This is a genomic window from Dolichospermum circinale AWQC310F, assembly GCF_000426925.1.
In the GTDB taxonomy this organism is placed as follows: domain Bacteria; phylum Cyanobacteriota; class Cyanobacteriia; order Cyanobacteriales; family Nostocaceae; genus Dolichospermum; species Dolichospermum circinale.
The window spans coordinates 17,073-28,635 of record NZ_KE384664.1 but is presented as its reverse complement, the minus strand read 5'-3'; the positions used below and the strand labels follow the sequence as shown (position 1 = coordinate 28,635).

Below are 11,563 nucleotides of genomic sequence, written 5' to 3'. Positions count from 1 at the left end.
ATTGCCAGAAACAGCACTAGAGGCTGTGGCTGTGACAGTGATGACTGTTGTACCCGCTTCTGTTCCTGTATTGGCACTTACAGAGAGGTTAACGGTGGGATTTGCAATCACATCGTTATCTGTGATAGCGACGTTTTGAGTAGTGGTGTTACCTAATGTCAGACCACTGGCAGGATTGCTAATAGTTAAAGTCGCGGTTTCTGTTCCTTCCACTAAAACATCATCAACAACGGTGAAGGAGACAGTACCAACGGTTGCACCATTGGGAATAGTGATGATGCTATTGCTGAGGGTGTAATCTGCTGTGGTGATACCTGTTCCGGTAACAGCTAAATTAACGGTTTGATTGCCAGAAACAGCACTAGAGGCTGTGGCTGTGACAGTGATGACTGTTGTACCCGCTTCTGTTCCTGTGTTGGCACTTACAGAGAGGTTAACAGTTGGTAGAGGTGAAATGTTGCCTGAAGAAAGTGTAGTCAAGTCAACAACCGTTGAGTCTCTAGCCGTAAAGTTATTGGCGGTACTCAGAGTGCTGATAGTCTGTAAATAAGCGTTTGCGGCATTAGTAAAAATAGCATTGTCCAAATTGCCAAGGACAAGAACTTGACCGCCAGGAATCGTTGGTGTACTGGATGATTGTGCAGAACCAGTGCCATAAGGGGAAACACCAAAGCCTATAAACGCAATCAGATTGGGCGTACCAGTGAGGTGCGTACCACTGCTAACGGTGTAGGCTGTGAGTGAGTCTCCGCTAGTAGAGAAGGAAAAATTCGTCGTGTTAGGAGTGGAATTGCCATTGGCTAATAGCCTCACTGAGCCAGCACTACCTCCACCATTGCGTACCACAGATGGGGCGCTACCTCCACCAGCGTTGATCAGGAGTACGCTGCCAGCAGCGATTCCCCCTGTAGGTGCGGTATATTCTAGGAAACCTTCGGTCAGACGGAAAAAACTCGATGCGACTCCCCCATTTCCAGTAATACCACCATCGGTAACATAGAATGTATCACCAGCAGCAATTGGTTTTAATGCGAGAATTGCAAATTGATCAGGATCGGTAGAATTTACCCCAAGAAAAGCAATGTCGCCTGCGAAAACTGCCATACTAGAGTCTCCTTTAATAGTCTAGTTACCAAAGTGATCATGTTACCTGAGAATTCTTGTCAGTTTTTCTGTTATATTTATTCAGTTGTATTTATGTCGAAAATTTGCCTATTAGAAATTAGACAATTTTTTTCTCCCATTATTAATACACTTACGATAGTAAGGATAAATTAAGATATAGTTAATAAGTAGTTAAAATAATGATAATATTTGGTTTCTATCATCAAATAGAGTTCCCAACTACTTTTACCTTTTTCAGTTCTGATTTAATTAGCTACTCTTGAGAACGAAAAGTAAAGTTGCCCAAAACCTCTTCCCTGTTAAGAGTTCCCTTCTCACCTGATTTCTATTCATCCTCAGGTTCTAAGTCTTCTACTGTCAGTTCTTGATGGGGAACAGCAGCAATAATTGCGTCTATGACCTTAGATACTGGTAATATCTCTATGCCAAGATCGGGAAATTTTGTGCCTTTGGGAACTATAGCTCTTTTAAATCCTAATTTTGCAGCCTCTTTTAACCGTAGTTCCATTTGAGACACTGTTCGCACTTGTCCCCCTAATCCTACCTCTCCAATTAAGACTGTACCAGGGTCAACTATTCTATCACGAAAACTGGCAACGATCGCTACGGCAATTCCTAAATCTACTGCTGGTTCTTCTACGTTTAATCCCCCCGCAGAGGCAACGTAGGAATCTAATTTGGACATGGGTACTCCCACCCGTTTTTCCAACACGGCGAGTATCTGTACTAAGCGATTATAATCTATGCCTGTACCCGCTCTGCGAGGAGATGGGTAACTGGTAGGACTAACTAAGGCCTGTAATTCTACTACTATTGGTCTTGTTCCTTCACAAGCCACGACAATGGCCGTACCGGGAGCAGGATCATCACGGTTGCCCAAAAATAGCTCGGAAGGGTTCTCAACTTCCTTTAATCCTTGAGACACCATTTCAAATATACCAATTTCGTGGGTTGCTCCGAAACGATTTTTTACAGTTCTTAATAATCTGTGGGAGGCAAAGCGATCGCCTTCAAAGTATAATACCGTATCAACTAAATGTTCTAATACTCTTGGACCGGCAATTGTCCCCTCCTTAGTCACATGACCGACAATTAACATAGTAATATCCTCATGTTTTGCCACTTTCATCAAAGCTGCGGTACATTCCCTGACTTGAGTAACGGAACCTGGTGCTGATGTCAAAGCTGGTAAAAATACTGTTTGGATACTATCTATTACAGCTACATTCGGTTTGAGGGAATCTATTTCTCGCAAAATTTCCTCTAAATCCGTTTCTGGCAATACATATAAATCTGCGCCGATACTATCAGGATCTATGGGTTTTTCGACCTTTGTAACGGTTTCCCCATCATCCTCTGTGACGATAGTAGGAGCTTTAGACATTCCCAACCGAGAAGCACGCAATTTTACCTGTTGTCCTGATTCTTCTCCAGTGACGTAAAGAATGCGGTATTTCAGGGCTAATTGATTAGATACTTGTAATAATAAAGTAGATTTACCAATACCAGGATCACCACCAATTAGCACCATTGACCCAGGAACTATACCACCGCCTAAAACTCGATCTAATTCACCATAACCCGATTCCCAACGAGCAATTTGTCTATCACTAATTTGATCAAAAGTCAAGGCAGATCTGGCTTTAGCTGGTTTAGTATTAGACCTAGCATTACTCTGGGTATTGTGCCAATTTCCCACACCACCCCGACTAGATATATCTCCAATCAAAGAACTAATATTCTGTTCAACCAGAGAATCATAAGTGTCGCAATTTGAACATTTTCCGAACCATTGGGAAAATTCTGCTGCACAATTACTACAGATATAAATGGTTTTTGCCTTAGCCATACTGAAATTTTATCTAAAAATCTTAATTATTTCTTAATTCTGGGAAAAATGGGAAATTTAATAATAGGAATAGTGAAAGCATTTCTGTCCTCAGTCAGGCACAAGAATAGGGAAGTTCACCGCAGATAAACGCAGATAAACCTAGATAAATCTGTACCTTGGTGCAGTAGGAAATGGTATACAGCTTTTTCCCAATCAATTGAGAGAATGATATCCTAATATTATGATATTAAAAATTAATCATGAAAAATTTTAGTTAAGGAGCATGACAAAACTTGGAAAGTCATAAAGAAAAAATCCTGGTGGTAGACGACGAAGCCAGCATTCGTCGGATTTTGGAAACACGCCTTTCCATGATTGGCTATGATGTGGTGACAGCAGGGGATGGTGAGGAAGCTTTAGAAATGTTTCGCAAGGCTGAACCAGACTTGGTGGTTTTAGATGTAATGATGCCAAAACTAGATGGTTATGGTGTTTGTCAAGAATTACGCAAGGAATCAGATGTCCCCATTATTATGCTCACTGCTTTGGGAGATGTGGCAGACCGCATTACTGGATTAGAATTAGGTGCTGATGATTATGTGGTCAAGCCATTCTCACCCAAGGAATTAGAGGCGCGAATTCGTTCAGTTTTACGCCGCGTAGATAAAATAGGTGTAAATGGTATTCCTAGTTCTGGTGTTATCCATGTCAGTAATATCAGAATTGATACTAATAAACGCCAAGTTTATAAGGGTGATGAGCGTATCCGCTTAACCGGTATGGAATTTAGCTTATTAGAATTGTTAGTCGGTCGTTCCGGTGAACCTTTTTCCCGTTCGGAAATTCTGCAAGAGGTGTGGGGATATACTCCCGAACGTCATGTAGATACTCGTGTTGTGGATGTACATATTTCCCGTTTACGAGCAAAGTTAGAAGATGATCCTAGTAACCCGGAATTAATTATCACCGCTAGGGGAACTGGTTATCTTTTCCAACGTATATTGGAACCTGGGGAAGAGTAGGAAAAGTGGGAGGCTGGGGAGATGGTTTTTTCTCATACTCCGTACTCCGCACTGTATACTCTTGTATTTTTTCACTATTATCCATAGTCTATGTTTGTGTATTATTTTTCGGTGGAGTTTTGGGTACTTAACTATTACCCCTGCATACCATAGATTAACTCATTTGTCAATAGTATTTTTGTTCTCCCAGTCAGCTTACATAATTTCTGGAAAAATTTTGGACTAAACTTCTTTCAGAGATTGCTGCTAATTTGTAAAGTTTTGTATTTTTTTTCGGTATTGATTTCTGAAACAACTATGAATAAAGGGTTTTGGAAATCGTCTAGACAGACGGAGATAAAATTGACAATATAAACCCAATTATGAAATTCTCAAAAATTGTAGCAAATCGCCGAAAGTATTGCAAGCTCGTGACTAAATAAAAATAATTCTCAATTAATTGTTAAGAAAATCTAAACATAAATTATGATCAGTTATGAATATTAAAACTATTGTTGTTTTTTTATAAGTTTTAATTATAGTTTATTGTTAACGAAGAACCACTCGGTGATAATGGAAAAACTAATCTCAAAGTACACAAACAGAAAGATTTTAAACAGAATTATGTAAAATACTATCTGTATTAACGTTAAAGTATGTGTTAATCAATGACTGAATCTGATCCTAATCGAGTTTTGCGGCGTTTACCCTTAGTAGTTGGGGGTTTAGGTACTGTCTTGTTGTTAATAAATCGGTTATTAACTCCACAACTAACAGATTCCCAAGCACGAGGAGATGTACTGGGAGTGATTTTAAGTGCGATATTAATTTTAACTGGTTTAATTTGGCAACAGGTACAACCAAGGACACCTGATACAGTAGAATTAATTGGCGAAGAGGGATTCTTTTTAGCAGGGGATTTATCAGAAACCGCAAAAACAGAATTAGCCTGGGCATCGCGGCTATTATTAACAAATACAGTGACGCGATCGCTAATAGTGTATTATCAAGGTAAGGTTTTATTGCGTCGTGGTATATTAGCTCCTAAATCGGAAGTAGTACCAGGAACAATCTTAAAAAGAGTATTAGAAACGCAAAAGCCGATTTATCTAGTTGCTTTGTCTGTTTATCCTGGCAAAATTGAATTTGATTATTTACCAGAAAACACACAAGGTGTAATTTGTCAACCAATTGGTAAAGAAGGAGTTTTAATTTTAGCTGCAAATGCTCCCCGCAGTTACACGAAACAAGATGAAAACTGGATTGCGGGAATTGCTGATAAATTAGCTGTCACTCTTGGTAGTGAATGATTACATACCCCTTTCATAAATTAGGGATCTGGATGTATGTTTTACAGAACTTTGTGTAACAGTTTGGTAAAATAGTCAAGGAAATCAAAGTAAAAAGTAGTATGAATCCCTAAAAAGGGTCAATTGCGGAGGATAATTAAAAATCAAGTGGTTTTTCCAGTTCTAGATGATTCTGCCTTCTGCTTTGTTTATTCCTTTTTGCTTTCTTCTTTGCTTTTCCTAACTCCTAAACCCTAGTAATAGACTTTTTCAGTAAGCCCTGTATAGAAAAACTTGGTCTATTTTTTGTGGTGAAAAGTCGGTAATTCATATACAATATGAATTATCTCAAGTGTTTAATCAAACTATTACTTACGCTAAAACAAAGCAATTTATAGTGATAGTTTTTTTAGATGCCAACAACAAAGTGATATTACGTCAAATTTTGATGTGTAAATTTACTGAAGGATAACCGCTCCCAAGCTCCCATTGCACTAAAAAACAAATTTCTAGCTTTGTCTAGGATTTACATAGCAGTTTCTAATTTACTAAGTATTTGTATGAAAAGTGAATTCCCGTCCGAAATTAACCCTAACGAATTTGGCCACGAGATGAGTGAGCAAGCAATGGAGCAATCCCAACAATTTAATCAAGTGCAAGATATTCCGGTTGCTGAAGAAATTGACCAAGATATGTCACAAACAGTCGAAATCAATATCGCTGCTTTGTCAGCTTTAACTGGGCAAGTTGAATCTCTCAAAGTACAACTAGAAGAACGCGGCACTCAATATATGCGAATTGCAGCAGATTTTGAGAATTACCGCAAGCGTACTAGTAAAGAAAAAGAAGAAATAGATTTACAGGTGAAGCGAAATACAATTACGGAATTGCTGCCTGTAGTGGATAATTTTGAGAGAGCCAGGTCGCACCTCAAACCCCAAAGCGAAGGAGAAATGACAATTCATAAAAGTTATCAAGGGGTTTATAAACAATTGGTAGAGTGTCTAAAACGTTTAGGTGTAGCACCCATGCGTCCTGAAGGTCAACAATTTGACCCGAATTTGCATGAAGCCGTGATGCGAGAAGCTACGGATGAATATCCAGAAGGAACAGTGTTAGAAGAGTTAGTTCGCGGGTATTATTTTGGTGACCGAGTACTGCGTCATGCCATGGTGAAAGTAGCTGCTCCCAAAGAAGATGTATCTTCTTCCCCGGAAGATTCAGTCTAATAAAAATCACAATTATGGATCATTTTCTATCCTAGGAATACGGTTTAGATATCAACCGCACTGCCTCGTTAAGAAATTTTTTTGCTAAATAGATCGGGGGTTGTTGGAAAAGTTTTAGATGATGAAATCAGATACTAAATAATCCCTCAAATCCTAGAGTATTCAGGGATAGATGAAAATATTTGATACATCACAACAGACTTTGAAAACACCCTCTCCAGTTCAAGAAGTGAACAAGCAGCAATGACAAAAGTAATTGGTATAGATTTAGGCACTACTAATAGTTGTATAGCTGTCTTGGAAGCTGGACAGCCAATAGTGATTAATAACAACGAAGGTAAACGCACTACCGCCAGTGTAGTAGGTTTTACTAGAGATGGAGAGCGCTTAATCGGATGCCTGGCCAAGCGACAGTTAGTAACTAATGCAGAAAATACAGTCTACAGTATTAAAAGATTCATTGGCCGCCGTTGGGAAGAAACAGAATTAGAGCGCGGTCGTGTTGCTTACAACTGCGTCAAAGGTAGAGATGATACTGTAGATGTGCAAATTCGCCAACAGAAGTACACGCCTCAAGAAATATCAGCGATGATCTTGCAAAAGATCAAGGAAGATGCAGAAAGCTTCCTAAATGACAAGGTAGAAAAAGCAGTAATTACCGTACCAGCATATTTTACAGATGCCCAAAGACAAGCAACAAAAGATGCTGGTACTATTGCTGGCTTAGAGGTATTAAGAATTATCAACGAACCCACCGCAGCTGCTCTAGCTTTTGGTTTAGACAAACAAGATCAAGAGCAGTTAATTTTAGTATTTGATCTGGGAGGAGGAACATTTGACGTATCCATACTCCAACTTGGGAGTGGAGTATTTGAAGTCAAAGCTACATCTGGTAATAATCACTTAGGAGGAGACGACTTTGATAATGTCATAGTCCGCTGGCTGGTGGAACAATTCCAGGCAGAAGAGAAAATAGATATTACCCAAGATAAAATAGCAATGCAAAGACTGCGGGAGGCGGCTGAAAAAGCTAAGATTGAACTATCCAACATGATTAGCACCTCTATCAACCTACCATTTATCGCTGCTGATGCCACAGGACCCAAGCACCTGGAAATGGCGCTCAGTCGCGCTCAATTTGAAGAAATGACCAAGCACTTAGTTGAGGGTACTATAGAACCAATTCTCCAAGCCATCAAAAGTGCCGACCTCAGCCCAGCAAGTATAGATAGAGTTATTTTAGTAGGTGGTTCTACTCGTATTCCCGCAGTGCAAAGGGCATTAATTAAGTTCTTCAATGGTAAAGCCCTAGATCGTTCCATTAACCCGGATGAAGCAGTAGCGCTAGGTGCTGCTATCCAAGCAGGAGTTTTGGCAGGAGAAATAACTAATTTACTGCTTTTAGATGTCACACCGCTATCTTTAGGAATTGAAACATTAGGAGGAGTATTCACAAAAATTATTGAAAGTAATACTACCATCCCCACAAGCAAATCTCAAGTATTTTCCACAGTTGTTGATGGACAAAACTCTGTAGAAATTCATGTGCTGCAAGGAGAACGGGCAATGGTAAAAGATAATAAAACTTTGGGCAAGTTTTTCCTCAGTGGCATTCTTCCTGCTCCTCGTGGTATACCACAAATTGAAGTAGCTTTTGAGATTGATGTCAATGGCATCCTCAATGTGGCAGCACAAGATAAAGGTACGGGAAAAACGCAAAGTATCCGGATTGCTGATACAGGCGGATTGAGTAGCATCGAGGTTGAGAGAATGCGGAAACAAGCGGAGTTGTTTGCTCAACAGGATCAAAAACATAAAGAATTAGTGGAACTCAAAAATCAAGCTGATAAACTGTTATTTAGTTATGCCACAACATTAGGGGAAAACCACAATTTACTGAATGAGCAAGCAATAAACCTAGCCAATGATAAAGTTAAGCAAATAAAGACAGCAATGAGCCATCCTAATATATCCCCAACCCAGTTGAAAACACTTTTAGAGGATTTCCAGCAAACTCTCTTTGCTATTGGTGCAGATATTTACCAACGTACTAATCAAGGGGAATAGTCATTCGAGAGTCATTGACTCCACTGCATTGGTAACGCCGACAGCACAAATACTAAAAAAAGTATAGGTTGGGTTTTCCACATTTAATGGTACGGCTAGTCCCCATCATCCATAGGTGGGTTTTTCTACACCTGAATAGCACAATAATAAAAGGTTAATCAAAACTAGCAGCAATAATTAACAATTAATTACTAATGAATGCTATGATTCGATTAAAAATAGAAATTTGACTAAAATTGTCCTAGAGACAAAATAGGTCAAAGACCAAAACCAGATCATGATCTTCGGGTACATTTGTACGTATTAGTCTGAAAATCTAGATTTTTGTGCTTATGAGCAAACTTTAGCAAAAAAATACCAATAAGATTAATTATTAACAAAAATTAAAGTGTTACCTTGAACCTACTAGCTACTATCCACGGCTTAAGCCACCCTATCGGTACTTTATAACTTTTAACCCTGCTATATGGCCCGCGACTATTATGAAACCCTGGGTGTCTCTCGTGACGCCGACAAAGAACAGATTAAACAGGCTTATCGCCGCCTAGCCCGAAAATATCACCCAGACGTTAACAAAGAATCTGGGGCGGAGGAACGATTTAAGGAAATCAACCGCGCCTATGAAGTGCTGTCAGAACCAGAAGTTCGCGCTCGTTATGACCGCTTTGGTGAAGCTGGTGTTTCTGGATCTGCTGGTGCTGGTTCTCCAGATGACATGAGTGGTTTTGCTGATATTTTTGAAAGCATTTTCAGTGGCTTTGGTGGCGCTCCAGGTGGACAAACTCAACAAAGACGGCGTAGCGGACCAGTGAGAGGTGATGATCTGCGCCTAGACCTGAAATTAGATTTTCGGGAAGCGATATTTGGTGGAGAAAAGGAAATTCGCATTTCCCACTTAGAAACCTGTGAAGTGTGTAATGGTTCGGGTGCTAAACCAGGAACTCGTCCCCGCACTTGTGGAACTTGTAGTGGTTCAGGTCAAGTCAGACGAGTCACAAGAACTCCATTTGGTAGCTTTACCCAAGTATCAACTTGTCCCACCTGTGATGGTACAGGAACGGTAGTTGAGGATAAATGCGATGCTTGTGGTGGTAAAGGCGCGAATCAGGTGACAAAGAAACTAAAAATCAATGTTCCTGCTGGGGTAGATAATGGCACACGTTTAAGGATTTCCCAAGAAGGAGATGCGGGTCAACGGGGTGGACCACCTGGTGATTTATATGTCTACTTATTTGTTAATGAAGATCAAGAATTTCATCGGGATGGAATTAATATTATCTCGGAAATTAAAATTAGCTACCTACAAGCAATTTTAGGTTGTCGTTTAGAGGTAAGTACGGTAGATGGTCCAGTGGAGTTGGTAATTCCCTCAGGAACTCAACCAAATACGGTGATGAAATTAGAAAATCGTGGTGTCCCCCGTTTGGGTAATCCTGTGAGTCGTGGTGATCAAATGTTGACGGTGTTAATTGATATTCCTACTAAGATCCTCCCAGAGGAACGGGAACTCCTGGAAAAACTGGCTAAAATTAAGGGAGATAGAACAGGTAAAGGTGGCTTAGAAGGATTCTTGGGAGGCTTGTTTAAGTCATGAGTGGGTCTTCTATATTAACTCCTGACGCTCAACTCGATTTACGTGGTACTCCTTGTCCAATTAATTTTGTGCGGACAAAACTGTATTTGGAAAAAATGCCCCCTGGTGGTTTACTGGAGGTCTGGTTAGATGCAGGTGAACCTATAGAACAAGTTCCTGATAGTCTGACTATGGCTGGTTATTTTGTAGAACAAATTACGGACTGTTCAGGCTATTTTTCTCTGGTTATTCGTCGTCCGGTTGCTACGGAATGACAAGGGAAATTGTTACTACTGGACAGTTATTCGGTACGGTGTTAGCTGTACAGGCGAATTTTTACCGCGTACAAATGGATGAGTCAGAAATAAGACCTGATCCTTTGATTCTTCTATGTACGCGGAGAACACGCCTGAAAAAAATTGGTCAACAGGTGATGGTGGGAGATCGTGTTATGGTTGAAGAACCAGATTGGATTGGGGGACGAGGGGCTGTGGCTGAGGTTTTACCGCGTCATAGTCAATTAAATCGCCCAGCGATCGCTAATGTCAATCAAATTCTGCTGGTATTTGCTGTTGCTGATCCTCCTTTAGAACCTGTACAATTAAGTAGATTTTTAATCAAGGCTGAATCTACTGGTGTTGATGTACTACTATGTTTAAATAAGTGTGATTTAATTTCCTCCCTGGAAAAACAACAAATTAATGATCGTCTCCTGGCTTGGGGTTATCAACCTTTATTTATTAGCGTTCAGAATCACATTAATATCAATCAAATAGCCACATATTTGCAGGATAAAATTACTGTGATTGCAGGTCCTTCGGGTGTGGGAAAGTCCAGCTTGATTAATAGTTTGATTCCCGACGCTAACCTGCGGGTAGGGGAAGTTTCCGGTAAATTAGCTCGTGGTCGTCATACCACCCGTCATGTAGAATTATTTGAAATGCCGGAGGGTGGTTTATTAGCAGATACTCCCGGTTTTAATCAACCTGATTTAGATTGTAGCCCTGAAGAACTAATTCACTATTTCCCAGAAGCCAGAAAACGCCTGGCTGTTGCCCATTGCCGCTTTAGCAATTGTATACATAAAGATGAGCCTGATTGTGCTGTTAGTGGTGATTGGGAAAGATATCAGCATTATTTAGAATTTTTAGATGATGCGATTGGTCATCAAAACCAGATTAATCAACAATCTGACCCCGAATCAAATTTAAAATTAATATCTAAAGGTAAAGGTCAAAGTCAGTACGAACCAAAATTAGAAAGCAAAAAATATCGTCGAGTTTCTCGGAAAACCCAATTACAAGACTTACAGAACTTATATCAAGACAGTGAAGAAGACTAGAAAAATTCCCACTGAGAAATTAGAAATTAGCAAAAAGCAGTATCCTGTATTAACTTAACTATTAACTGAAGAATTTTAAATTGGGGTGAAGCGACATGACCCATAT

9 protein-coding genes are annotated in these 11,563 nt (G+C 39.8%); 7 read left to right on the top strand and 2 right to left on the bottom strand.

Going from position 1 to position 11,563, the window contains the following annotated elements; all coding sequences use genetic code 11:
* Nucleotides 1-1,104 (bottom strand): Calx-beta domain-containing protein (locus ACIR310F_RS0102215; RefSeq protein ID WP_028082418.1); only part of this gene is annotated, 1,104 nt, incomplete at its 3' end.
* Between the two features lie 346 nt (nucleotides 1,105-1,450).
* Nucleotides 1,451-2,974 carry a DNA repair protein RadA gene (radA, locus tag ACIR310F_RS0102210; RefSeq protein WP_028082417.1) on the bottom strand — a complete coding sequence of 508 codons (1,524 nt, stop codon included), beginning with the start codon at nucleotides 2,972-2,974 and terminating at the stop codon, nucleotides 1,451-1,453.
* 275 nt (nucleotides 2,975-3,249) lie between these two features.
* Here radA and rpaB point away from each other — a divergent pair, with 275 nt between their 5' ends.
* From rpaB to rsgA, 7 genes are all read left to right on the top strand, one after another.
* Nucleotides 3,250-3,978 carry a response regulator transcription factor RpaB gene (gene rpaB / locus ACIR310F_RS0102205; RefSeq protein WP_028082416.1) on the top strand — a complete coding sequence of 243 codons (729 nt, stop codon included), beginning with the start codon at nucleotides 3,250-3,252 and terminating at the stop codon, nucleotides 3,976-3,978.
* Between the two features lie 647 nt (nucleotides 3,979-4,625).
* Nucleotides 4,626-5,267, top strand: a complete 642-nt coding sequence (locus ACIR310F_RS0102200) for a cofactor assembly of complex C subunit B (protein WP_028082415.1) — start codon at nucleotides 4,626-4,628, stop codon at nucleotides 5,265-5,267.
* Between the two features lie 539 nt (nucleotides 5,268-5,806).
* Nucleotides 5,807-6,475, top strand: coding sequence for a nucleotide exchange factor GrpE (grpE, locus tag ACIR310F_RS0102195; protein WP_028082414.1), 669 nt, complete (start codon nucleotides 5,807-5,809; stop codon nucleotides 6,473-6,475).
* Between the two features lie 243 nt (nucleotides 6,476-6,718).
* On the top strand, nucleotides 6,719-8,542 hold the full coding sequence (gene dnaK, locus ACIR310F_RS21300) for a molecular chaperone DnaK (RefSeq protein ID WP_035367514.1): 1,824 nt from the start codon (nucleotides 6,719-6,721) through the stop codon (nucleotides 8,540-8,542).
* 466 nt (nucleotides 8,543-9,008) lie between these two features.
* Complete coding sequence (dnaJ, locus tag ACIR310F_RS0102185) at nucleotides 9,009-10,136, top strand: molecular chaperone DnaJ (protein WP_028082413.1); 1,128 nt, start codon at nucleotides 9,009-9,011, stop codon at nucleotides 10,134-10,136.
* A complete protein-coding gene (locus tag ACIR310F_RS0102180; protein ID WP_028082412.1) occupies nucleotides 10,133-10,390 on the top strand; it encodes a sulfurtransferase TusA family protein in 258 nt (85 codons plus the stop codon). Before dnaJ ends, ACIR310F_RS0102180 begins: the two co-directional genes overlap by 4 nt.
* Nucleotides 10,387-11,457 carry a small ribosomal subunit biogenesis GTPase RsgA gene (gene rsgA, locus ACIR310F_RS0102175; RefSeq protein ID WP_028082411.1) on the top strand — a complete coding sequence of 357 codons (1,071 nt, stop codon included), beginning with the start codon at nucleotides 10,387-10,389 and terminating at the stop codon, nucleotides 11,455-11,457. The genes ACIR310F_RS0102180 and rsgA overlap by 4 nt, the downstream gene beginning before the upstream one ends.
* The last annotated feature ends 106 nt before the right edge of the window (nucleotides 11,458-11,563 follow it).

Excerpts from the sequence above, each read along its gene's own strand:
- radA (WP_028082417.1), bottom strand. The coding sequence starts at position 2,974 with ATGGCTAAGGCAAAAACCATTTATATCTGTAGTAATTGTGCAGCAGAA.
- ACIR310F_RS0102200 (WP_028082415.1), top strand. The coding sequence starts at position 4,626 with ATGACTGAATCTGATCCTAATCGAGTTTTGCGGCGTTTACCCTTAGTA.
- grpE (WP_028082414.1), top strand. The coding sequence starts at position 5,807 with ATGAAAAGTGAATTCCCGTCCGAAATTAACCCTAACGAATTTGGCCAC.
- dnaK (WP_035367514.1), top strand. The coding sequence starts at position 6,719 with ATGACAAAAGTAATTGGTATAGATTTAGGCACTACTAATAGTTGTATA.
- dnaJ (WP_028082413.1), top strand. The coding sequence starts at position 9,009 with ATGGCCCGCGACTATTATGAAACCCTGGGTGTCTCTCGTGACGCCGAC.
- ACIR310F_RS0102180 (WP_028082412.1), top strand. The coding sequence starts at position 10,133 with ATGAGTGGGTCTTCTATATTAACTCCTGACGCTCAACTCGATTTACGT.
- rsgA (WP_028082411.1), top strand. The coding sequence starts at position 10,387 with ATGACAAGGGAAATTGTTACTACTGGACAGTTATTCGGTACGGTGTTA.